A 22,837-nucleotide genomic window follows, 5' to 3' on the forward strand; every position below is an offset into this window, starting at 1 on the left:
CCGCGCGGGGGGTGCGCGGTCGCGACCGACGGCATCCGGCCCCGTCGCGCGGGGGGTGCGCGGTCGCGACCGACCGCATCCGGCCCCGTCACGCGCGGAGTGACGCCCGGCCGTCCGGCCGGGTTACGCTGCCGATCATGCTTGTCGCCGCCGCAGTCTGTCCCTGCCCTCCGCTGCTCGTGCCCGAGGTCGCCGCGGGTGCCGCGCCCGAAATGGAGGCCGCGCGCACGGCCTGCGCGGACGCGCTCGGCGTGCTCGCCGCCGCCCGCCCCGACCTGCTGGTGGTCGTCGGCACCGCCGAGGAGGGCGGGCAAGGCTCCTTCCCGCAGGGCACCCCGGGTACCTTCCGCGGATTCGGGGTCGACGTGGACGTACGCCTGGGGGCCGCCGCCGACGCCGTACCGGAGCGTCCGCTGCCGGTCTCGCTGGCCGTCGGCGGCTGGCTGCTGGAGCGGACCCGCTGGGCCGGCGCCCCGGTCGAGGGTCTCGGTGTCGCGCAGACGCTGGCGCCGCAGCGGTGTGCCGAGATCGGGCGGGAGCTGGCCGGCCGGGCCGGCCGGGTGGCCCTCCTGGTGATGGGTGACGGCAGCGCCTGCCGCACGCTCAAGGCCCCGGGCTACCTGGACGAGCGCGCGGCCCCCTTCGACGCGGAGGCCGCGCGGGCGCTCGGTGCAGCCGACCTGGCGGCCCTGCGGGCCCTCGACCCCGGGCTCGCCCGTGAACTGCAGGCCGCCGGCCGCGCCCCCTGGCAGGTCCTGGCCGGCGCCGCCGAGAGCGCGGACCTCACCGGGTCCCTGCTGTACGAGGACGCGCCGTACGGCGTGTGCTACCTGGTCGCCACCTGGTCCTGACGGTCCGATCCCCACCCGGAGACCCTGACACCCGCACGCGGGCTCGGCACCGCGCGCGAGGCGCCGGCGCCCGCGCGCGGATTCGGCGCCTACACCCGACCGGGCGCTTGCACGCGTCCGCGCTTGCACGCGTCCGCGCTTGCACGCGTCCGCCGTGCGCCCGCCACGCGGACGCAGCTCCCGGCGCACACGCGCGCATACGCCCCCGGATGCACCGGCATACACCCTCGGCGGCACCCGCACACGCCCGCGCGGGGCGCCCCGCGGATCACGGGGCGCCCCGCGCGGGCAGCCGCCGGCCGGTGGCTCAGGAGGCCGGCGGCGGGCCCTCCGGAGGGGCCGGGCGGGTCGGAGTCGTCGGGCCGGCGGGCGCCGTCGGGCCCGGGGGCGCCGCCTCGGGGCCACTCTTGTGGGTGAGGCGGTCCATCGCGCCCTTGGCCTTGCCCGTGCCCGCCTGGATCCTGTCGCTGTACTTGTGTTTGGTCCGCTCGTCGACGGCCTTCGCGGCCCTGTCGATCCCGTGCTGGACCTTGTCCCCGTGCTGCCGCGCGAGGTCCGACACCTTGTCCTTGGCCGGGCCGAGCTTGGCCTTCATGTTGTCCAACAGACCCATGGTCCACCTTCCCTCGCGGGCCAGTTACCTGCGGGCGCCCTCACCGGCCTCGCTGTCGGCCGCGCCACCGGAGGACTGCTGCCGGGGGATCCCGGCGCCCCCGGACGCGTCGTCCGGACCGGAGTCCGAGCGCACGGCCCCGTCCCCGGACACCTCTTCCGCCCCGGCCATCCCGGCTCGTGCCGCCGTCCGCTCCACCTCGGTCCCGTCCGGTCCCGGGCCGGCGTCCGCCACCGCGGCCGATGCCTCCGGAGCCGCCTTCGACCTGCCGAGAAGCCGTGCAAAAACGCCCATATCCACTCCATACGGTACTCGTGCGGGCGAAATCCCGCGTCACCCGGTGTCGTGCGCCAGCGCCGGGCGGAACGCCGTCTCCGGCGGCCCGGCGGGCGGCACCCCGCCCGGGCAACGACTTGTGATCCACACCGTCACGTAACTCGTTCGAGACCGCGCCGGAAGGTTTGCGAGACTGGTGCGGTGAGCAGTGCACCCCCCGCCCCCCGCGTCATCGCCGTCGTCGGACCCACCGCGGCCGGAAAGTCCGATCTGGGCGTCTTCCTGGCCCAGCGGCTCGACGGCGAGGTCGTCAACGCCGACTCCATGCAGCTGTACCGAGGGATGGACATCGGTACCGCCAAGCTGACGCCCGAGGAGCGTGGCGGCATCCCGCACCACCTGCTGGACATCTGGGACGTCACGGTCACCGCCTCGGTCGCCGAGTACCAGAAACTCGCCCGCGCGCGGATCGACGCACTGCTCGCCGAGGGCCGCTGGCCGATCCTGGTAGGCGGCTCCGGCCTGTACGTCCGCGGCGCCGTCGACAACCTGGAGTTCCCCGGCACCGACCCGGAGGTCCGGGCCCGGCTGGAGGAGGAGCTCGCGCTGCGCGGACCGGGCGCGCTGCACGCCCGGCTGGCCGCCGCCGACCCCGATGCCGGCCGCGCGATCCTGCCGAGCAACGGCCGCCGTATCGTCCGGGCCCTGGAGGTGATCGAGATCACGGGCCAGCCCTTCACCGCCAACCTGCCCGGTCACGACTCCGTCTACGACACCGTCCAGATCGGCGTCGACGTGGCCCGTCCGGAACTGGACGACCGCATCGCCCGGCGCGTCGACCGCATGTGGGAGGCCGGCCTCGTGGACGAGGTGCGCGCACTGGAGGCGCAGGGCCTGCGCGAGGGGCGCACGGCGTCGCGCGCGCTCGGCTACCAGCAGGTGCTCGCGGCGCTCGCCGGGGAGTGCACCGAAGCGGAAGCGCGGGCGGAGACCGTCCGTGCCACCAAGCGCTTCGCGCGCCGTCAGGATTCATGGTTCAGGCGCGATCCCCGGGTGCACTGGTTGAGTGGGGCCGCCGCGGACCGCCGGGAACTTCCGCACCAGGCCCTGGCGTTGGTCGTACGACCGGTCACAGCCTGATCACGTCATGGCATCGGGATGCGCCGCCGGTCATCGCGGCCTTCGGCGCCGTGCCATCATCGAGCTTCGATCGACCAAGTGGAGCCTAGTTGGGAGGGCGCGTGGCGATGGAGGCCGGCCCTCGCGACACCGCACGAAGCACCGATCACCCCACCACGGAGGGTGACGGAAACACCTCGGACGTCAACGGTCCGTATACGTCCGATGCACCTGATGCCCTTGATGCGACTGTGGGGCCCGATGCCTCCGATGCGCACGGCAGCGGCCTGACCGGCAGCGGCGTGCCCGAGACCGGGTTGCCCGAGACCGGGTTGGCCGAGACCGACGTGCCCCGGACCGGGCTGCCCGGGACCGGCCTGGGTGAGGATCCGCTGGCCGACGACGGGATGGACGACACCGCCGCCGGCGTCACCGACGACGGACCGGAGCCCGAGGAGATGTACCCGGGCGGGCCGGAGGTCGAGGTCGAGCTGCGCCCGCAGCGCCGGCTGCGCATCTGGCAGCTCGCGCCCATCGTGGGTCTCGCCGCCGTCGGCTCCCTGATGTTCGCCTTCCCGCTCGCCTTCGACTTCGGCGACAGCGGCGCGGTCATCGCCATGCTCGGCCTGCTGATCTGCTCCTGCGCGGCGGGCTGGGGCATGATGGCCGCCCGCCGGGTGGGCTACACCTGGCCGGGCCTGCCCCCGCGCGGCTCCGGCCGCCGCCCGGACTGGCGCGTCGTCCTCGGCTACGTCCTGCTGGTGGCCGTGGCGGTCGTCCTCGCCGTGTGGCGCGTGGCCCGGCTGCGCTAGCCGGACCGGCACCGACACGGGCGCTGTCGTGACCACCCCGTACGATCGAGGAATGAGCACGCGGATCGCCTTCCTCAAGGGTCACGGCACCGAGAACGACTTCGTCATCGTCCCGGACCCCGAGAACGTTCTGGAGCTGTCCCCGGCCGCCGTCGCCGCCCTGTGCAACCGCCGGGCGGGCATCGGCGGCGACGGGATGCTGCACGTCGTGCGGTCCGCGGCGCACCCGGAGGCCCGGGGGATGGCCGCCGAGGCCGAGTGGTTCATGGACTACCGCAACGGCGACGGCTCGGTCGCCGAGATGTGCGGCAACGGCGTCCGTGTGTTCGCCCGCTATCTCCAGTACGCCGGGCATGTGGCCGCAGGCGACCTCGCGATCGCCACGCGCGCGGGTGTGAAGACCGTCCACATCGCGAAGGACGGTGACGTCACCGTCGGCATGGGCCGTGCCCGCCTCCCCGAGGGGGACGTCACCGTGGCCGTCGGCGAGCGCAGCTGGCCCGCGCGCAACGTGAACATGGGCAACCCGCACGCGGTGGCCTTCGTGGCGGACCTGGCGCACGCGGGTGACCTGCTCACGGCGCCGCCGGTCAGCCCGGCGGCCGCCTACCCGGAAGGGGTCAACGTCGAGTTCGTCGTCGACCGCGGCCCCCGGCACGTCGCCATGCGCGTGCACGAGCGCGGTTCCGGCGAGACCCGCTCGTGCGGCACGGGCGCGTGCGCCGTCGCGGTGGCCGCCGCCCGGCGGGACGGCGCCGACCCGGCCGTCACCGGCACCCCGGCGACGTACACCGTCGACGTGCCCGGCGGACGCCTCGTCATCACCGAGCGGCCGGACGGCGAGATCGAGATGACCGGACCCGCCGTGATCGTCGCCGAGGGCGAGATCGACGCCGAGTGGCTCGCTCACACGCTCGGCTGATCCGAAAACTCAAACCTCGTTCGCATCGCTCGAATGGGTGATCCGTTTCACGCTCGGCGAGAGGCGGTCGGTCGCGCGTGGTGGGCTCGATAGCATCAAGCACCGGCACGGACGGGGGAACGTGGCCAAACCCTGAGCCGCGTGTGCCCCGAGGCTCCGTCCGCCGGTCCACGAGCCGGAGGTGCCCATGAGTGCGGAGGCCACGAACCCCCCTGCGACCGCTGGCCCGGCAGCGCCCGCGGCGCCACCAGCGCTCACCGCGCCGCCACCGCTCGCCGCGCCACCGGCGCTCACCGCGTCCGTGGCGCCCGCCGGGTCTATGGCGTCCGCCGGGTCCGTGGCGTCCGCCGCGCCCGCCGCCACGCGCAGGAAGCCCCGGCCCCGGATCGACCTGCGCCGGCTCGGCCGTGCCGCGCTGCTCGGCTCCGCCGTCCGCGACAAACTGCCCGACGCGATCGGTCATGTCGTGGAGGCGCACCGCGCCCACCACCCCGACGCCGACCTCGAAACCCTGCGCCGCGCCTACCTGTTGGCGGAGTCCTCGCACCGCGGCCAGATGCGCAAGAGCGGCGAGCCGTACATCACCCATCCGCTCGCCGTCACCCTGATCCTCGCCGAACTGGGCGCCGAGACCACCACGTTGACGGCCTCGCTGCTGCACGACACCGTCGAGGACACCGAGGTGACGCTGGATCAGGTGGGGGAGCAGTTCGGCGAGGAGGTGCGCTACCTGGTCGACGGCGTCACCAAACTGGAGAAGGTCGACTACGGGGCCGCCGCCGAGCCGGAGACCTTCCGCAAGATGCTCGTCGCCACCGGCAACGACGTGCGCGTGATGTCGATCAAACTCGCCGACCGGCTGCACAACATGCGCACCCTCGGCGTGATGCGCCCCGAGAAACAGGCCCGGATCGCCAAGGTCACCCGGGACGTCCTCATCCCGCTGGCCGAACGCCTCGGTGTGCAGGCCCTGAAGACCGAGCTGGAGGACCTGGTCTTCGCCATCCTCCACCCCGAGGAGTACGAGCGGACCCGGGAGCTCATCGCCCGCAACGCGGCCCGGACCGACGACCCCCTCGCCGAGGTCGCCGACGAGGTGCGCGGGGTGCTGCGGGAGGCCGGCATCCCGGCCGAAGTCCTCATCCGGCCCCGGCACTTCGTCTCCGTCCACCGCGTGGGCCGCAAGCGCGGACAGCTGCGCGGCACCGACTTCGGCCGCCTGCTGGTGCTGGTGAACGAGGACGCCGACTGCTACGGCGTCCTCGGTGAACTGCACACGTGCCTGACGCCGGTCGTCTCGGAGTTCAAGGACTTCATCGCCGTACCGAAGTTCAACCTCTACCAGTCCCTGCACACCGCCGTCGCCCGCCCGGACGGCCAGGTCGTCGAAGTCCTCATCCGCACCCACCGGATGCACAAGGTCGCCGAGGCCGGAGTCGTGGCCCTCGGCAACCCGTACGCGCCCGCGTCCGACGTCCCGGCCGCCGACGCGGCCGCACCCGAGGCCCCCGCCGACGGCGAGCGTGCCGACCCCACCCGCCCCGGCTGGCTCTCCCGCCTCCTCGACTGGCAGCAGGCCGCCCCCGACCCCGACACCTTCTGGTCCACCCTGCGCGAGGACCTGGCCCAGGACCGGGAGATCACCGTCTTCCGCCCCGACGGCGGCACCCTCGGCCTGCCCGAGGGCGCCACCTGCGTGGACGCCGCCTACGCGCAGTACGGCGAGGACGCGCACGCCTGCATCGGCGCCCGTGTCAACGGCCGGCTGGCGACGCTCAGCACGGTCCTGCGCGACGGTGACACCGTCCAGCCGCTGATGGGGCAGGACCCGGCCTCCGAGCCGTCCCGCGAGTGGCTGGACCACGCCCACACACCGGCCGCCCGCATCGCCATCCAGCGCTGGCTGGCCGCACACCCCGGCGGCGGCACCGGCACGGCGGAGCCGAGCGGCCCCCGCTCCGGACGCGCCGCGGCCGTCCCCGCCGGCCACCCCGCCGAACCGGCAGCGCCGTCCGGAGCCGGGGCCGCGCCGGGCGCCTCCCCGGACCGCCCCGCGGCCCCTTCCGCCGCCGCCCCCGGGCGCCCCGTGGCCGGCGGTCCCGCCCAGCGCCCCCGGCGTGCCGACGTCCTCGCGGAGCGGCCGGGCGCCGCCGTCCGGCTCGCCGGGTGCTGTACGCCCGTACCACCGGACGAGATCACCGGGTTCGCGGTGCGCGGGGGAGTGGTGACCGTGCACCGCGTGGAGTGCGCGGCGGTGGAGCACATGAAGAGCAGGGGGCGCGCAGAGATCGGTGTGCGCTGGGGGGACACCGCGGAGTGCCGGGTCACGCTGGTCGCTGAATCGTTCGGCCGACCGCATCTGCTGGCCGACCTCACCGAGGCGATCGCCCAGGCGGGCGCCGAAATCGTCTCCGCCACCGTGGAGCCGCCCAGCCAGCAGCGGGTGCGCCACACCTACACCCTCCAGCTGCCCGACGCGGCCCACCTGCCGGCCCTGATGCGGGCCATGCGGGACGTGCCGGGGGTGTACGACGTGAGCCGGGCGCAGCACCAGGCGCCGGCCTCCTGAAGACGGCGCTGCCGGAGCTACTCGTTCGGGTGGGCCGGGTGCGCGTCGCCGCCGCGGCGCGGGCAGGCGCTGGTAGCGGTGGTGCATGTCGCAGATCCCGCGCCTCCAGCCCAGGCCCACGCCCTCCCGGCACCGGAAGGTGGCCCTGCTCGCCTCCGCGGTGTCCGTCTGCCTGCTCGCCGCCGCGGCTCCGGCCGAGCCGCTCGGCGTCGGCGACCGGCTCTACCCGCACCTGGGCAACCCCGGCTACGACGTCGCCTCGTACGACCTGTCCCTCGGCTATCCCGGCGGCAACGACAAGCCGCTCCAGGCGGTGACCACCATCGACGCCTGGACCACCGCCGACCTGGAGCGGCTCAACCTCGACTTCGCCCACGGCACCGTGAGGTCCGTCGAGGTCGACGGGCGTCCCGCGGCCTTCACCAGCGCCGGCGAGGACCTGGTCGTCACCCCCGCGCGGCCGCTGCCCGAGGGCAGCTGGACCCGGATCACCGTGCGGCACACCAGTGACCCCGTCCCCGCCGCGAACCAGCAGGGCGGCTGGGTGCGGACCTCGGACGGTCTCGCGATGGCGAACCAGGCCGACGCCGCGCACCTGGTCTTCCCGTGCAACGACCACCCGTCCGACAAGGCGATGTTCACCTTCCGGGTCACCGCGCCGAACGGCTACACCGTCGTGGCCAACGGCCTGCCCGCCGGGGCCGAGCGGGTCGGCCGCACCACCACCTGGACGTACCGCACCCAGCACCCCATGGCCACCGAGCTCGCCCAGGTGTCCATCGGCCGCTCCGAGGTGGTGCACCGCGCGGGTCCGCACGGGCTGCGCCTGCGTGACGTCGTGCCCGCGGGTGAGCGCGAGGCCCTGGAACCGTGGCTCGCCAAGACGCCCGACCAGATCGCCTGGATGGAGAGCAAGGTCGGCCGGTACCCGTTCGAGACCTACGGCGTGCTCATGGCACAGGCCGCCACCGGCTTCGAGCTGGAGACCCAGACCCTCTCGCTCTTCGAGAAACAGCTGTTCACCGAGCCGGCGTACCCGAAGTGGTACATCGAGTCGGTCATGGTGCACGAGCTGTCGCACCAGTGGTTCGGCGACAGTGTCACCCCGCGCAGCTGGTCCGACGTGTGGCTGAACGAGGGACATGCCACCTGGTACGAGGAGCTGTACGCGGAGGAGACGGCGAAGCGGCCGATGGAGGAGCGGATGAAGGCCGCCTACGGCGCCTCCGACCGCTGGCGGGAGGCGGGCGGCCCGCCCGGCCGGCCCAAGCCGCCCGCGCCCGGCCAGAAGATCGGCATCTTCCGGCCCAACATCTACGACGGCGCCGCCCTGGTGCTGTACGCCCTGCGGCAGGAGATCGGCCGGCCGGCCTTCGAGCGGCTGGAGCGGCTGTGGGTCCAGGAACACCGCGACGCCACCGCCACCACCTCCGACTTCGTCCGGCTGGCCGGAGCCGTCGCCGGCCGCGATCTGGGCGACTTCTTCCGGGCCTGGCTCTACGGCGAGAAGACCCCGCCGATGCCCGGCCACCCGGACTGGAAGCCGACGGCACAGCCCGCGCCGGCCCAGCCGCGCATCGCGCGATAACCCGGTGACGAGACGTGCCGTTCCGTGCGACCATCTCCCTGTCGGCGCACGAGGGGACACGGGAATCTCCCGGGGTACTCGTGCGTTGGACAGACAGGAGCGGCCCGACCGCCCCACCGACGCCGCAACGGCACTCTCATCGACGTTAAGGATCCAATGACCTCCTCTTCTTCCCCTTCCCAGGACACCCAGCGCCTCGCGCACGCCTATCCCGAGGGTCTTCGGGCCGATGCCCTGATGGAAGAGGACGTCGCCTGGAGCCACGAGATCGACGGCGAGCGGGACGGCGACCAGTTCGACCGATCCGAGCGCGCGGCCCTGCGCCGCGTCGCCGGCCTCTCCACCGAGCTGGAGGACGTCACCGAGGTCGAGTACCGCCAGCTCCGCCTGGAGCGGGTCGTGCTCGTCGGCGTGTGGACCACCGGCACCGCGCAGGACGCCGACAACTCCCTCGCGGAGCTGGCCGCCCTCGCGGAGACCGCGGGCGCGCTCGTGCTCGACGGCGTCATCCAGCGCCGCGACAAGCCCGACGCGGCCACCTACATCGGCTCCGGCAAGGCCCAGGAGCTGCGGGACGTCGTCCTCGAGACGGGCGCGGACACCGTCATCTGCGACGGTGAGCTGAGCCCGGGCCAGCTGATCCAGCTGGAGGACGTGGTCAAGGTCAAGGTCATCGACCGAACGGCCCTGATCCTGGACATCTTCGCCCAGCACGCCAAGTCCCGGGAGGGCAAGGCGCAGGTCGCGCTCGCGCAGATGCAGTACATGCTGCCCAGGCTGCGCGGCTGGGGCCAGTCGCTGTCCCGGCAGATGGGTGGCGGTCGCGGCGGCCTCGCCACGCGTGGACCCGGTGAGACCAAGATCGAGACGGACCGGCGACGGATCCGCGAGAAGATGGCGAAGATGCGCCGGGAGATCGCGGACATGAAGACCGGCCGCGAGATCAAGCGCCAGGAGCGCCGGCGCAACAAGGTGCCGTCCGTCGCCATCGCGGGCTACACCAACGCCGGCAAGTCCTCCCTGCTCAACCGCCTCACGGGCGCCGGCGTCCTGGTCGAGAACGCGCTGTTCGCGACCCTGGACCCGACCGTCCGCCGGGCGGAGACCCCGAGCGGCCGGCTGTACACGCTGGCGGACACCGTCGGCTTCGTCCGGCACCTGCCGCACCACCTGGTCGAGGCGTTCCGCTCCACCATGGAGGAGGTCGGTGACTCCGACCTGATCCTGCACGTGGTGGACGGCTCCCACCCGAACCCGGAGGAGCAGCTCGCCGCCGTCCGCGAGGTGATCCGGGACGTCGGCGCCACCGCCGTCCCCGAGATCGTCGTGATCAACAAGGCGGACGCGGCCGACCCGCTGGTCCTCCAGCGCCTGCTGCGCGTCGAGAAGCGTTCCATCGCGGTCTCGGCCCGCACCGGTCAGGGCATCGAGGAACTGCTCGGGCTCATCGACAACGACCTGCCCCGCCCCTCGGTCGAGATCGAGGCGCTGGTGCCGTACACCCACGGCAAGCTGGTCGCCCGCGCCCACGCCGAGGGCGAGGTGATCTCCGAGGAGCACACCGCGGAGGGCACCCTGCTCAAGGTCCGGGTGCACGAGGAACTGGCGGCCGACCTGGCGCCGTACGCACCGGTCTCGGCCTCCTGACCCACGGCAGCGCGAAGGCCCGCCACCCCCTGGGGTGGCGGGCCTTCGCCGTGCTCACCGTCCGGCGAACTGCTCGCTCACCGACTCGTAGAGGCTCTTGGCCACGTCACCCAGCCGGGGACCGGCCAGCCAGCCCGCGTTCACCGGGCCGATGGACGTGTTGGACACCAGCGCCGGCTTGCCGTCCGCGCCGGCCGCCACCCAGCCGCCGCCGGAGGAGCCACCGGTCATCGTGCAGCCGATCCGGTACATCGTCGGGTCGGACTGCTCGATGGAGAGCCGGCCCGGCTTGTCCTGGCACTGGTACAGCAGCTGCCCGTCGTAGGGAGCCGCCGCCGGGTAGCCGGACGCCGTGATGCTCTGGACGTTCGCCACCGCGGGTGCCTCGAAGTCGACCGGCAGCGCTCCGCCGACCGTCTCCTCCAGCGACTTGCCGCCGCTGCCCTGCTCGGGCGTCACATGGATGACGGCGAAGTCGTACGAGGCGCCGTCGCCGCCCGTCTCGCCGCCCTCGCTGATCCACTGCTGGGAGGTCTTCGCCGCGTCGGCCCACCACACGCCGTACGGAGCCACCTCGGCGCGGCCGGCGTTCTCCAGTTCGGCCGCCGACCTGCCCTGGTCGTTGTACGACGGCACGAAGGCGATGTTGCGGTACCAGCCGCCCTTCTTGCCGGCGTGCACACAGTGACCCGCCGTCCAGACCAGGTTGGACTTGCCCGGGTGCGCCGGGTCCTGAACGACCGTCGCCGAGCAGACCATGGTGCCGTCGGGGGCGTCGAAGAGCAGCTTGCCCGCGGTGGCCGCGGCGGTGTGGTACGGCGGCGTGACCGCCTGCGCCTTCACCGGCTGCGGCGTCGGGTCCGTCACGCCCTGGTCACCGGAGATGTCGGTGTCGTCGACGCCCCGGTCCGGGTCGTCGGCGTCGCGCATCCGGTCCGGGTCCCACAGGCCCTTGATGATCGGGTTGACGAAGTCGTTGGCCTCGCGCAGCCAGTCTTCCTTGTTCCAGTTCTTCCAGGCGCCGTTCTTCCACTTGTCGAGGTCGATCCCGTGCTGCTTGAGCCTGCGCTTGAGGTCGTCCGGGATCGTGATCTTTCCGTCGCCGGAGCCGCCCGCTGTGGCGCCGGCGGCCGACGTACCGCCGGCGTTGTCGTCACCGTCGTCGCCGCAGGCGGTGGCGGTCATCGCCAGCGCCGAGACGAGGGCGACCGCCGTCAGCGCGTGCGAGGCGCGGCGTGCGCCCCTCCCTCGCCGAACGGTGAACGACGGCCGTATGGATCGCATGCTTGTGACTCCCCCTGCTGTGAAGGAACTCGGCGCTGGGTCCGTGTCACCGGCCCGCACCTCCACGGGAGTTCAGGCCGGTCCCACAAACCTTCTGGAACGGCAACACACCCTATGCGCTCGCCGTGGGGGAGTTCCGACGGTACGGCAACGGTTCGGCTACAAGGCGCCTGACCTGGTCGTCGTCGGGGGAGGCACGCGCTGCGGCCGTCAGGTCGGTCCCAGCCCCGTCCTGACGGCCCGTTCCACCGGGCTGTACTGCCCGTCATCGGCCCCATCGGCGGCCGCCACCTCCGGGCGGTGCTCCGTCGCCTTGTCGATGCCGTCGTCACGGAACAGGCCGCGGCCTTTCTCGCCGTGCGGGGCAGCACGAGCGGCACATCCAGGTGGGAACCGACGCGAGTTCGGGTCGGCGCGTCGTCCGGGCCGACATCCGCATACAGCAGCAGAAGACCACGTGGTCAAGCGTGGGCATTCGACGACGGGGCGGTAGTAGCGTCCCCCGGCATGAGTTCCATTCTGGTGACCGGCGCCGCCGGTTTCATCGGTTCCCATTTCGTCCGGCACTGGGTCCGCGGTAATGCGCAGGATTCCGTGGTGGCCCTCGACGCGCTCACCTATGCCGGGGTCGAGGAGAATCTCGCCGACGTGCGCGACCGGGTGACCTTCGTGCACGGTGACATCGGCGACTCCGCCCTGGTCGACCGGGTGCTGGCCGAGCACGGCGTCCACACGGTGGTCAACTTCGCCGCCGAGTCGCACAACAGCCTCGCGGTCCTCGACCCGCGGCGCTTCTTCCGGACCAACACCATGGGCACCCAGGCCCTGCTCGACTCCTGCCACCGGGCAGGCGTCACCCGCTTCCACCACATCTCCACCTGCGAGGTCTACGGGGATCTGGCACTCGACGACGACCGGGCCTTCACCGAGCAGAGCCCGTACCGGCCGCGCACGCCGTACAGCGCCGGCAAGGCCGCGGCCGACCACGCGGTCCGCGCCTGGCACGAGACATTCGGACTACCCGTCACCATCACCAACTGCGCCAACAACTACGGCTCGCACCAGTTCCCGGAGAAGGTGCTCCCGCTGTTCATCACCCGCTCCCTGGACGGAGAGCGCATACCGGTCTACGCCTCCAAGGACAACCGCCGGGAGTGGATCCACGTCCTTGACCACTGCCGGGCCATCGAGGCCGTGCTCAAGGACGGCCGGATCGGCGAGACGTACCACGTCGGCACCGGCGTCGAGGTGAGCGTGGACGAGATGGCCGACCTGGTCCTCGCGGAACTCGGCCTGCCCCGGCAGCGCAAGATGACCGTCCCCGACCGCCCCGGACACGACCGGCGCTACCTGCTGGACTCCGGCAAGATCCGCACCGAACTGGGCTGGGCCCCGCTGGTCGACTTCGGCACCGGTCTGACCGACACCATCCGCTGGTACGCCGACAACCGCGCGTGGTGGGAGCCGCTGCGCGGCCGCAGCCCGGTGGCCGAGGAAGCGTGGGCCCGCGCATGACGGCCGCGCCCCGCGACCGGGCGGGGGACGGCACGTGAGACTGGTCGTCGCGGGCGGCGGCATCGGCGGCCAGGGCGACCTCCTGCCCGCCTCCGCGGCCTGGGCGGGAGCCTCGACGACGGCGACCCGGCCACCCTGTATCCGGAAGAGGAGGCCGCGGTGTCGGACGCCGGCCGGAACGCACCGCTCTCGCGCGACCCGACGCCGAGCTTCCGCACATCCACGGCGACCGCCTGCAATGTCATGGCAAGGATCTCGGCACAACCCGTAACCCGTTGAACGGTGCGCGGTTGTAGGCGGTGGGGGGCCTGCTGCCTGTATCCGGTCCCCGCGGATCAACTCGCAACTGAACAGCGGGAAGGACAGCGCGCCGTGGCCGTTACGGAGTCGATGGCAGGAGGCACAGCCGGGGAAGCGCGGGCCGTGCACGAGGGCATCCTGAGACGCCAGTCGGCGCGTGAGTCCGCGGCCCGCACCTACGCCCGCGCCCTGCCCATCGTGCCCGTCCGGGCCCGCGGCCTCACCATCGAGGGCGCCGACGGCCGCCGCTACCTGGACTGCCTCTCCGGGGCCGGCACCCTCGCCCTCGGCCACAATCACCCGGTTGTCCTGGAAGCCATCCGCAAGGTCCTCGACTCCGGTGCGCCCCTCTCCGTCCTCGACCTCGCGACGCCCGTGAAGGACGCGTTCACCACCGAACTGTTCCGCACGCTCCCGCCCGGCCTCGCCGACCGCGCCCGCGTCCAGTTCTGCGGACCGGCCGGCACCGACGCCGTCGAGGCCGCCCTCAAACTCGTCCGGGCCGCGACCGGCCGCTCCGGCATCCTCGCCTTCACCGGTGCCTACCACGGGATGACCGCCGGCGCCCTGGCTGCGTCCGGCGGCGCCCCCGACGTCCAGGTCGCCCGGCTGCCCTACCCCCAGGACTACCGCTGCCCCTTCGGCGTCGGCGGCGCACCCGGCGCCGAACTCGCCGCCCGCCTCACCGAGTCCCTCCTCGACGATCCCAAGTCCGGTGTACCCGTGGCCGCCGGAATGATCCTGGAGCCCGTCCAGGGGGAGGGCGGAGTCGTCCCCGCGCCGGACGACTGGCTGCGCCGCATGCGGCGGCTCACGGCGGACCGGTCCATCCCGCTGATCGCCGACGAGATCCAGACCGGGGTCGGCCGCACCGGCGCCTTCTGGGCCGTCGGCCACAGCGGCATCACCCCCGACGTCATGGTCCTGTCCAAGGCCATCGGCGGCAGCCTCCCGCTCGCCCTGATCGTCTACCGCGACGACATGGACGTCTGGCAACCCGGCGCCCACGCCGGCACCTTCCGCGGCAACCAACTCGCCATGGCCGCGGGCACCGCGACCCTCGCCTACGTCCGCGAGAACGGCCTGGCCGACCGAGCCGCCACGCTCGGCCACCACATGCTGTCCCAACTGGTCTCTCTCGCCGACGAGTTCCCGTGCCTGGGTGACGTCCGGGGGCGCGGACTGATGCTCGGACTGGAGCTGGTCGACCCGGAGACCGAGGGAGCAGCCTCCGACACCGGGTGCGGCCACGGGTCTGCCTACGGCAACGGGTCTGCCTACGGCAACGGGTCTGCGTACGGCAACAGGCCTGCACCTGCTTCTGGTCATGGGCCTGCTCACGGCCATGGACCTGCTTACGGCCTCGGGCCGGCCTCCGGCGATCACCTCGCCGCCCCGACGGGATGGAAGCCCACCCGCGTTCCGCGCCCCGCCGCTCCCGAACTCGCCGCCGCCGTACAGCGGGAGTGCCTCAAGCGCGGCCTCATCGTGGAACTCGGCGGTCGTCACGCGTCCGTGGTCCGGCTGCTTCCTCCGCTGACGATCAGCGACGAACAGGCCACGGCCGTCCTCGATCGCCTGGCCGACGCGCTGGCAGCCGCGGCCCGCCTCCACCCGACCCAGAGCCCGGCTCGCCCCCACCCGGCCCAGGGCCCACACCACCCACGCGGCGACGGCCCAGCCCAGCGCGCGGGCTGACCCCCGTCGCCCTCCCACCCGCCCCCCGCGGCCGTCCCCGTCCCTCAGACCGACACCCCGTCCCACCCCGACCCGCCCCCTCCGGGCATCCGGACCGACGCCGATCGTCGGCCCCCCCACACACAGCCACCTCGCCCACCCCCGTCCCCTCACCCATCCCCTCTCACCCATCCACCCCCTCACCCATCCGCCCCCGAGGCGTCCCGCCGAACCCGATCCACCGACAGCGCCACCCCGGTTACCCCCGCCACCCCTTCCCGACACCGCCCGCCGGTATCCCCCCTCGGCACCGGCCACAAGGCCACGGCGACCGAGCGGACGACGGAACGAGCCGCACCGCCTCCCCAGCCCCCAAGGAGCCGTCATGAACGCCACCCCCGACCCCGACGGCCGCTCCGGCGCCCCCGACGAACCGGGAGGCTCCGGCGCCTCACCCTCGCGCGTACCGCTCACCGAGTCGGTCCCCCCGCAGAAGAGGCGGGAGGCGGACCCCGCGCGACGTACGGAGCCCGGCGCGGACTTGCTGGAGGACCCCGATCCCCGCACGGCGGCCGACGCGGCCGCCGTTGAGAACCTGCTGCGCTGCTGGGCCCGCGAGACCGGCCTCGCCGCCCCCACCACCGGCAGCCTGCACATCCCGCTGCCCGCCAGCGGCACCGCGCTGATCGCCCCCGTCCGCTACTGGTCCCCGACGGGCTGGCACCGTTTCGGCCCGCCGCGTTTCCCCGACGTCCCCGCCACCGCGCCCCACGTAGACGCCGTCACGCTCGCCGCCCTGCTCGTCAGGGAATCGGCCGGTGAGGCCGGCAGCACCAGCCGCGCCACGATCCCCACCGGCACCGGCACCGCCACCGCCACCGCCAGCCCCGGGCCCGGCCCGAGCGGTGCGAACGGTGAACTCGTGGCCAGGGTGGCCGACTCGGTCCGACGTACCGCGACGTTCATCCGCCACCGGCGCGACCACCCCGCCGACACACCCGACCTCTTCCTCGGTGCCGAACAGGCCCTCCTCCTCGGCCACCCACTGCACCCCACCCCGAAGAGCCGGGAGGGCCTCACCGAGGCCGAAGCCGACCTGTACTCGCCGGAGCTGCGCGGCTCCTTCCCCCTGCACTGGTTTGCCGTCGCCCCCTCTCTCCTCGCGACCGACTCGGCCTGGACCGAACGTGGCCGTCCCGTACCCGCCGACCACCTCGTCCGACGGCTCGCCGGCACCGGACTTCCGCTGCCCGACGGCTACACCGCCCTGCCACTGCACCCCTGGCAGGCGCGCGAAGTGCGGCACCGCGCCGGTGTCGCCGCACTGCTCGACTCCGGGCTGCTGCGTGACCTCGGTCCCCTCGGCACCCCCTGGCACCCCACCTCCTCCGTCCGTACGGCCTACCGGTCCGGCGCCCCGGCGATGCTCAAGCTGTCTCTGGGCCTGCGCATCACCAACTCCCGCAGGGAGAACCTCCGCAAGGAACTCCACCGCGGAGTCGAGGTGCACCGGCTGCTGCGCACCGGCCTCGCCAAGGAATGGCAGGCCGCGCACCCCGGCTTCGACATCGTGCGCGACCCGGCCTGGATCGCCGTCGACGACGCGGACGGCCTGCCCGTACCGGGGCTCGACGTCGTGATCCGGCACAACCCCTTCACCCCGGCCGACGCCGTCGGCTGCGTCGCCGGACTCCTCTCACCGCGCCCGCTCGCCGAGCCGTCCACCGACACCCCGCCCGGCCAGGCGCTCCGGCCGATGCGATCCCGGCTGGCCCAGCTCGTCGCCCGCCTCGCCACGCGCACCGGACGGCCCGTCGGCGCCGTCGCCGCCGAGTGGTTCCTGCGCTACCTGGAGCATGTCGTCCGGCCCGTGCTCTGGCTGGACAGCGAAGCCGGCATCGCCCTCGAAGCCCACCAGCAGAACACACTGCTCCTGCTGGACGGCACCGGCTGGCCCGCCGGCGGACGCTACCGCGACAACCAGGGCTACTACTTCCGCGAGTCCCGGCGAGCCGAACTGGACGCCCGGCTGCCCGGCATCGGTGAGCGCAGCGACACCTTCGTCCCGGACGAGGTCACCGACGAACGCTTCGCCTACTACCTCGCCGTCAACAACGTCCTCGGTCTGATCGGCGCGTTCGGCTCCCAGCGCCTCGCCGACGAGCGTCTCCTCCTCGCGGCCTTCCGCCGGTTCCTCACCGACCTCGCCTCGGGGCCCGCCAGGCTGCGCACCTCCCTCCCCGGCCGCCTGCTCGACTCACCCGTCCTGCGGTGCAAGGCCAACCTGCTGACCCGGGTGCACGGCCTCGACGAACTCGTCGGTCCGGTCGACACCCAGTCCGTCTACGTCACCATCGCCAACCCCCTCCACTCCTGAGCCGATGCCCGAGCGCACCACCCGAGCGGACGGCGCCCTCAGTGGGCCGCCCCGACCTCCCGCACATCCGAGGAACATGACCCACCTCGTCTCCTGAGAGGAGCGCACCCATGCCTCCCACCGACGCGAGTGCCGGAACCGGCCCCGCCTCTGCCCGGCCGGGCCGCTCCGGTCCGCGAGCTGACAGCGCGGGTCCCCGGGACCCCCTCTTCCGCGAGTTCACCGTCGTGGACGAGGATCCGGACAGCGAGGACACGCTGGACCTGCGGCTGCCGGCCGAGTTCATCGCCCTGCGCGCCGGGACGACGGCGGACCTCCTCGGCCGCCTCCCTTCGTGGGGGCAGGTGCCGACCCCCGCGGGTTCCTTCCAACTGCTGCCCGTACGCATCGACCAGGACCTGTCGCTCGTCCATGGCTGGATGAACGACCCCGCCGTCGCGGAGTTCTGGGAGCTGGCCGGGCCCCCTGACCGCACGGCGGAGCACCTGCGGGCCCAGTTGCACGGAGACGGGCGCAGCGTGCCGTGTCTCGGCGTACTCGACGGCACCCCGATGAGCTATTGGGAGATCTACCGGGCGGACCTGGATCCGCTGGCCCGGCACTACCCGGCCCGGCCGCACGACACCGGGATCCATCTCCTGGTCGGTGACACAGCCGACCGGGGGCGCGGACTGGGCTCCACACTGCTCCGGGCCGTGGCCGACCTGATCCTCGACCGGCGCCCCGCGTGCGCCCGGGTCGTGGCCGAACCCGATCTCCATAACACCCCCTCCGTCGCCGCGTTCCTGAGCGCCGGCTTCCGGTTCGCCGCCGAGATCGACCTGCCCGGCAAGCGGGCCGCCCTCCTGATCCGGGACCGGACCCTGCGTGCAGCGCTGTAGCCCTACGTGACCATCCGCTCACCATGAGATACGAACGGCGAATCCCGGGTGTTCCCGGCCCCGGAAAAAATTTCACCGGCCCGCCCAGCGCAGTCCTGGCCCGCCCCGGGCCTCTCCGGCGCCCGCACCCCGCCGTCACTCCCGCCCCCACCATGCCCCCCACCACGCCCCCACCCGAGTCCACCGCCCCGGAGCCCGTCGTGATCCCGCCCCTCGCCATCGGAGCGACCCCCCGTTTGTCAGTGCAGGGCCGTAGGGTGGTCAGGCTATGACGAAGCCCTCCCTCTCCGAACTCCTGCATGCCGCCGTCGCAGCCGTCGGCGGCACGGAGCGCCCCGGCCAGGTGACCATGGCCGAATCGGTCGCCGAGGCGATCGACGACGCGTCCCACCTGCTGGTCCAAGCCGGAACCGGCACCGGAAAGTCGCTGGGCTATCTCGTGCCCGCGCTCGCGCAGGGAGAACGGGTGGTCGTCGCGACGGCCACGCTCGCGCTCCAGCGCCAGCTCGTGGAGCGGGACCTGCCGCGCACGGTCGACGCGCTGCACCCGCTGCTGCGCCGCCGCCCGGAGTTCGCGATGCTCAAGGGCCGGTCGAACTACCTGTGCCTGCACCGGCTGCACGAGGGCATGCCGCAGGACGAGGAGGAGGGCCTCTTCGACCAGTTCGAGGCGGCCGCGCCGACCAGCAAGCTGGGCCAGGACCTGCTGAGGCTGCGGGACTGGGCGGACGAGACGGAGAGCGGTGACCGGGACGATCTCACCCCGGGCGTCTCCGACCGTGCCTGGGCGCAGGTGTCGGTGTCCTCGCGGGAGTGCCTGGGCGCTTCGAAGTGCGCGTACGGCGCCGAGTGCTTCGCGGAGATGGCCCGCGAGCGGGCCAAGCTCGCCGAGGTCGTGGTCACCAACCACGCCCTGCTGGCCATCGACGCCATCGAGGGCGCCCCGGTCCTGCCGCAGCACGAGGTGCTGATCGTCGACGAGGCGCACGAGCTCGTCTCCCGGGTCACCGGAGTCGCCACCGGCGAGCTCACGCCCGGCCAGGTCAACCGAGCCGTACGCCGGGCAGCCAAGCTCGTGAACGAGAAGGCCGCCGACCAGCTCCAGACCGCCGCCGAGGGCTTCGAGAGGCTCATGGAGCTGGCGCTCCCGGGCCGCCTGGAGGAGATCCCGGAAGACCTCGGCTACGCCCTCATGGCGCTGCGCGACGCCGCGCGTACGGTCATCTCGGCGATCGGCGCCACGCGCGACAAGTCCGTCCAGGACGAGGACGCGGTCCGCAAGCAGGCGCTGGCCTCCGTCGAGACGGTCCACGACGTGGCCGAGCGCGTCCTGAACGGCTCGGAATGGGACGTCGTCTGGTACGAGCGGCACGACCGGTTCGGCGCCTCCCTCAGGGTGGCGCCCATGTCCGTCTCCGGACTGCTCCGGGAGAAGCTCTTCGCCGACCGCAGCGTCGTCCTCACCTCCGCCACCCTCAAGCTGGGCGGCGATTTCAACGGGGTCGGCGCCTCGCTGGGCCTCGGCCCGGAGGGGGTGGAGGGCGACGACCTGCCGAAGTGGAAGGGCGTCGACGTCGGCTCGCCCTTCGACTACCGCAAGCAGGGCATCCTGTACGTCGCCAAGCACTTGGCGCGCCCGGCGCGCGACGGCGAGCGCGCCGACATGCTGGACGAGCTGACCGAACTGATCCAGGCGGCCGGCGGCCGCACCCTCGGCCTGTTCTCGTCCATGCGGGCCGCCCAGCTCGCCGCCGAGGAGCTGCGGTCCCGGATTCCCGAGTTCCCGATCCTGCTCCAGGGCGAGGAGACGCTCGGCGAACTGATCAAGAATTTCGCGGCAGACCCGAAGACGTGCCTGTTCGGCACGCTGTCGCTGTGGCAGGGCGTCGACGTCCCCGGCCCGAGCTGCCAGCTGGTCGTCATGGACAAGATCCCGTTCCCGCGTCCCGACGATCCGCTGATGAGCGCGCGCCAGAAGGCGGTGGAGGACGCGGGCGGCAACGGCTTCATGGCGGTGGCCGCCACCCACGCGGCCCTGCTGATGGCGCAGGGGGCGGGCCGTCTGGTGCGGGCGTCCGGCGACCGGGGAGTGGTGGCCGTACTGGACCAGCGGCTGGCCACCGCGCGCTACGGCGGTTACCTCAAGGCGTCGCTGCCGGACTTCTGGTACACCACGGACCGCAACCAGGTGCGCAAGTCGCTCGCGGCGATCGACGCGGCCGCGAAGCAGTCGGAGACGCAGCAGGCGGCGTCCGCGTAACCGTGGGGTGGCCCGACCGCGCCGGCCGGGCCACCTTCCTGGGCCACCCGCGGCGCCCCGGTACGCGCGCGGCCGCCTCAGGGCATACGCAGGGCCCCGGAACCGGCGCAGGGGTTCCGGGGCCCGGTCAGGGAGCGAGCCGGGGCCCGCCGACCGCAGGCGTCACACGCGCCGCAGCACGGCGACGACCTTGCCGAGGATGGTCGCGTCGTCGCCGGGGATGGGCTCGTAGGCCGCGTTGTGAGGGAGAAGCCACACGTGACCGTCCTCGCGCTTGAAGCGCTTGACGGTCGCCTCGCCGTCGAGCATGGCGGCCACGATGTCGCCGTTCTCGGCGACCGGCTGGCGCCGCACGGTCACCCAGTCGCCGTCGCAGATCGCGGCCTCGATCATGGAGTCGCCGACGACCTTGAGGACGAAGAGTTCACCGTCACCGACGAGCTGGCGGGGGAGGGGGAAGACGTCCTCGACGGACTCCTCCGCGAGGATCGGACCACCGGCGGCGATACGGCCGACCAGCGGGACGTACGACGCCGCGGGCTTGCCGGCGGTGTCCGTGGGCTGCACGGTCACGGCCTGGTCGGAGCCGCGCACCTCGTACGCGCGCGGGCGGTGCGGGTCGCGGCGCAGGAAGCCCTTGCGCTCCAGTGCCATCAGCTGATGCGCGACGGAGGAGGTGCTGGAGAGGCCGACGGCCTGGCCGATCTCCCGCATCGACGGCGGGTAACCGCGTCGCTGCACGGAATCCCTGATGACCTCGATCACTCGGCGCTGCCGGTCGGTGAGGCCGGAGCTGTCCGCCCGGATGCCTGGAGGTCGGCCAGGCAGGGAGCGCTTGTGTCCCTCGGGATTCGTGGCTTCGTTCATCGCGTGCACCGGCTCGACTCGGCCCTGGGAGCGGTCCTGGGCGGTCATGGTGGCACTGTCTGCGGTGGTGGTCACGTCGGCCCCTCTCGATGGTCTCCCTGCTGGACAACGGTAGTTGCTTTCGAAAGGTTGCGCCAAACACACGTTCGAGTGAAAAAGTGCGTTTCGCCGGACGTGATCATGTGTCTGGGTGTATGGGCTCACGTGACACTTGGCGGACAAAAGCGGCCATTGTTGTACTCTTCACCGCCGGGGTTGCTCGCCTCGTGGGCTGCGCCCCCAGTCTGCCATCCGGAATCCCGCGGTCCGGGACCCGGGGCGCTTCTGCATGGGAGTGGCACGCGTTCTCCGCTCGGCACCCACGCTATCCCCCCGGGTGACCGGGTGACGCGGCTTCGCGCGCGCGTGTCCCGAGAGCCGTCGCCAGGTCCGCGTTCGGCCGTTCCGCCGCGACACGCCTCCCTGCCTCGGTGAATGCGCCAATCCCCACATCTAGTGGTTGGATGGCTACAGCAGCCCACAAGTTGTGGTCCCCCGGGTCGGAGAAGGTTCGGCGATCGCCTATGCTTAGGGCTGCTTCGCGGGGCCTGTGTGTCTCGTGAGGCCGATGAGTCTGCTGTGAGGAGGGTTGGAGATCATGCACTGCCCCTTCTGCAGGCACCCCGACAGCCGTGTGGTCGACAGTCGGACGACCGACGACGGCACGTCCATCCGCCGGCGCCGCCAGTGCCCCGACTGCTCCCGTCGTTTCACGACCGTGGAGACGTGCTCGCTCATGGTGGTCAAGCGGTCCGGGGTCACCGAGCCTTTCAGTCGTACCAAGGTCATCAACGGCGTGCGCAAGGCGTGCCAGGGACGGCCTGTCACGGAAGACGCGCTCGCCCAGCTCGGCCAGCGGGTCGAGGAGGCGGTGCGCGCGACCGGGAGCGCCGAGCTGACCACCCACGACGTGGGCCTGGCCATACTCGGCCCGTTGCAGGAGCTCGACCTCGTCGCCTATCTGCGGTTCGCCTCCGTCTACCGGGCGTTCGACTCGCTCGACGACTTCGAGGCCGCCATCGCGGAGCTGAGGCAGGCGACGGGAGGCCCCGCCGTGGACGACGGAGACGCGGAGGCGGGGAGCCAGGAAGACCGGCGCGGGCCCGGTGGGACCACTCAGGTGCCCGTGCCCGCGAGCGCCGCCGACTGACCGGTGGGCTGGAACCGGGAGGAGGACCGGGTTCCGGCCGGAAGGCGGCAAACCAAAGACCTGTTGCGGGCGACAGCCGAGGGTGCCCGC

The 22,837-nt window shown here is 72.9% G+C and carries 17 protein-coding genes; 13 read left to right on the plus strand and 4 right to left on the minus strand.

Annotated features, from left to right (window positions below; translation table 11 throughout):
* The first annotated feature begins 137 nt into the window (after positions 1–137).
* Entirely contained in the window at positions 138–851 is a 714-nt protein-coding gene (locus ABZ576_RS06900) for a class III extradiol dioxygenase subunit B-like domain-containing protein (protein ID WP_360736780.1), read from the plus strand.
* 307 nt (positions 852–1,158) lie between these two features.
* On the opposite strand, the gene ABZ576_RS06905 is transcribed toward ABZ576_RS06900, so the two are convergent.
* Together ABZ576_RS06905 and ABZ576_RS06910 are read right to left on the minus strand one after the other, a co-directional pair.
* Positions 1,159–1,464 carry an antitoxin gene (locus ABZ576_RS06905; RefSeq protein WP_360736782.1) on the minus strand — a complete coding sequence of 102 codons (306 nt, stop codon included), beginning with the start codon at positions 1,462–1,464 and terminating at the stop codon, positions 1,159–1,161.
* Positions 1,465–1,488: 24 nt separating this feature from the next.
* Entirely contained in the window at positions 1,489–1,758 is a 270-nt protein-coding gene (locus ABZ576_RS06910; RefSeq protein ID WP_360736784.1) for a hypothetical protein, read from the minus strand.
* A gap of 183 nt (positions 1,759–1,941) precedes the next feature.
* Between ABZ576_RS06910 and miaA the strand changes: the two genes are divergently transcribed.
* From miaA to hflX, 6 genes are all read left to right on the plus strand, one after another.
* Complete coding sequence (miaA, locus tag ABZ576_RS06915) at positions 1,942–2,880, plus strand: tRNA (adenosine(37)-N6)-dimethylallyltransferase MiaA (protein ID WP_360736786.1); 939 nt, start codon at positions 1,942–1,944, stop codon at positions 2,878–2,880.
* A 341-nt stretch (positions 2,881–3,221) separates the two neighbouring features.
* Entirely contained in the window at positions 3,222–3,671 is a 450-nt protein-coding gene (locus tag ABZ576_RS06920) for a hypothetical protein (protein WP_360737619.1), read from the plus strand.
* A 52-nt stretch (positions 3,672–3,723) separates the two neighbouring features.
* The gene (dapF, locus tag ABZ576_RS06925) at positions 3,724–4,593 is read left to right on the plus strand and encodes a diaminopimelate epimerase (protein ID WP_360736788.1); all 870 of its coding nucleotides are present in this window, start codon (positions 3,724–3,726) and stop codon (positions 4,591–4,593) included.
* Positions 4,594–4,912: 319 nt separating this feature from the next.
* The gene (locus tag ABZ576_RS06930) at positions 4,913–7,162 is read left to right on the plus strand and encodes an HD domain-containing protein (protein WP_360736791.1); all 2,250 of its coding nucleotides are present in this window, start codon (positions 4,913–4,915) and stop codon (positions 7,160–7,162) included.
* Between the two features lie 85 nt (positions 7,163–7,247).
* Positions 7,248–8,750: a M1 family metallopeptidase gene (locus ABZ576_RS06935; RefSeq protein WP_360736794.1), complete on the plus strand. Its 1,503-nt coding sequence runs from the start codon at positions 7,248–7,250 to the stop codon at positions 8,748–8,750.
* A gap of 156 nt (positions 8,751–8,906) precedes the next feature.
* A complete protein-coding gene (hflX, locus tag ABZ576_RS06940) occupies positions 8,907–10,397 on the plus strand; it encodes a GTPase HflX (RefSeq protein WP_360736797.1) in 1,491 nt (496 codons plus the stop codon).
* A gap of 54 nt (positions 10,398–10,451) precedes the next feature.
* Here the strand turns inward: hflX and ABZ576_RS06945 are convergent, their stop codons facing one another.
* Positions 10,452–11,681, minus strand: a complete 1,230-nt coding sequence (locus ABZ576_RS06945; RefSeq protein ID WP_360736800.1) for a hypothetical protein — start codon at positions 11,679–11,681, stop codon at positions 10,452–10,454.
* A gap of 507 nt (positions 11,682–12,188) precedes the next feature.
* On the opposite strand from ABZ576_RS06945, the gene rfbB reads away from it, so the two are divergent.
* The 5 genes from rfbB (at position 12,189) to ABZ576_RS06970 (ending at position 20,691) form a co-directional block, all read left to right on the plus strand.
* The gene (rfbB, locus tag ABZ576_RS06950) at positions 12,189–13,196 is read left to right on the plus strand and encodes a dTDP-glucose 4,6-dehydratase (RefSeq protein ID WP_360736803.1); all 1,008 of its coding nucleotides are present in this window, start codon (positions 12,189–12,191) and stop codon (positions 13,194–13,196) included.
* A gap of 390 nt (positions 13,197–13,586) precedes the next feature.
* Complete coding sequence (locus ABZ576_RS06955; RefSeq protein WP_360736805.1) at positions 13,587–15,194, plus strand: diaminobutyrate--2-oxoglutarate transaminase family protein; 1,608 nt, start codon at positions 13,587–13,589, stop codon at positions 15,192–15,194.
* 364 nt (positions 15,195–15,558) lie between these two features.
* On the plus strand, positions 15,559–17,550 hold the full coding sequence (locus tag ABZ576_RS06960) for an IucA/IucC family protein (protein ID WP_360736807.1): 1,992 nt from the start codon (positions 15,559–15,561) through the stop codon (positions 17,548–17,550).
* A 110-nt stretch (positions 17,551–17,660) separates the two neighbouring features.
* Positions 17,661–18,431, plus strand: a complete 771-nt coding sequence (locus ABZ576_RS06965; RefSeq protein ID WP_360736810.1) for a GNAT family N-acetyltransferase — start codon at positions 17,661–17,663, stop codon at positions 18,429–18,431.
* Positions 18,432–18,699: 268 nt separating this feature from the next.
* Entirely contained in the window at positions 18,700–20,691 is a 1,992-nt protein-coding gene (locus tag ABZ576_RS06970) for an ATP-dependent DNA helicase (protein WP_360736813.1), read from the plus strand.
* 162 nt (positions 20,692–20,853) lie between these two features.
* On the opposite strand, the gene lexA is transcribed toward ABZ576_RS06970, so the two are convergent.
* Positions 20,854–21,633 (minus strand): transcriptional repressor LexA, encoded by a 780-nt coding sequence (gene lexA / locus ABZ576_RS06975; protein WP_360736815.1) that lies wholly within the window; start codon positions 21,631–21,633, stop codon positions 20,854–20,856.
* Between the two features lie 562 nt (positions 21,634–22,195).
* On the opposite strand from lexA, the gene nrdR reads away from it, so the two are divergent.
* Positions 22,196–22,747 carry a transcriptional regulator NrdR gene (gene nrdR, locus ABZ576_RS06980; RefSeq protein ID WP_360736817.1) on the plus strand — a complete coding sequence of 184 codons (552 nt, stop codon included), beginning with the start codon at positions 22,196–22,198 and terminating at the stop codon, positions 22,745–22,747.
* Positions 22,748–22,837: the final 90 nt, after the last annotated feature.

It is taken from the genome of Streptomyces sp. NPDC013455 (assembly GCF_040632975.1).
Taxonomy (GTDB): Bacteria; Actinomycetota; Actinomycetes; order Streptomycetales; family Streptomycetaceae; genus Streptomyces.

Excerpts from the sequence above, each read along its gene's own strand:
- ABZ576_RS06970 (WP_360736813.1), top strand. The coding sequence starts at position 18,700 with ATGACGAAGCCCTCCCTCTCCGAACTCCTGCATGCCGCCGTCGCAGCC.
- ABZ576_RS06945 (WP_360736800.1), bottom strand. The coding sequence starts at position 11,681 with ATGCGATCCATACGGCCGTCGTTCACCGTTCGGCGAGGGAGGGGCGCA.
- ABZ576_RS06965 (WP_360736810.1), top strand. The coding sequence starts at position 17,661 with ATGCCTCCCACCGACGCGAGTGCCGGAACCGGCCCCGCCTCTGCCCGG.
- ABZ576_RS06930 (WP_360736791.1), top strand. The coding sequence starts at position 4,913 with ATGGCGTCCGCCGGGTCCGTGGCGTCCGCCGCGCCCGCCGCCACGCGC.
- rfbB (WP_360736803.1), top strand. The coding sequence starts at position 12,189 with ATGAGTTCCATTCTGGTGACCGGCGCCGCCGGTTTCATCGGTTCCCAT.
- ABZ576_RS06910 (WP_360736784.1), bottom strand. The coding sequence starts at position 1,758 with ATGGGCGTTTTTGCACGGCTTCTCGGCAGGTCGAAGGCGGCTCCGGAG.
- dapF (WP_360736788.1), top strand. The coding sequence starts at position 3,724 with ATGAGCACGCGGATCGCCTTCCTCAAGGGTCACGGCACCGAGAACGAC.
- ABZ576_RS06955 (WP_360736805.1), top strand. The coding sequence starts at position 13,587 with ATGGCAGGAGGCACAGCCGGGGAAGCGCGGGCCGTGCACGAGGGCATC.
- ABZ576_RS06960 (WP_360736807.1), top strand. The coding sequence starts at position 15,559 with ATGAACGCCACCCCCGACCCCGACGGCCGCTCCGGCGCCCCCGACGAA.
- ABZ576_RS06935 (WP_360736794.1), top strand. The coding sequence starts at position 7,248 with ATGTCGCAGATCCCGCGCCTCCAGCCCAGGCCCACGCCCTCCCGGCAC.
- nrdR (WP_360736817.1), top strand. The coding sequence starts at position 22,196 with ATGCACTGCCCCTTCTGCAGGCACCCCGACAGCCGTGTGGTCGACAGT.
- ABZ576_RS06905 (WP_360736782.1), bottom strand. The coding sequence starts at position 1,464 with ATGGGTCTGTTGGACAACATGAAGGCCAAGCTCGGCCCGGCCAAGGAC.
- hflX (WP_360736797.1), top strand. The coding sequence starts at position 8,907 with ATGACCTCCTCTTCTTCCCCTTCCCAGGACACCCAGCGCCTCGCGCAC.
- ABZ576_RS06900 (WP_360736780.1), top strand. The coding sequence starts at position 138 with ATGCTTGTCGCCGCCGCAGTCTGTCCCTGCCCTCCGCTGCTCGTGCCC.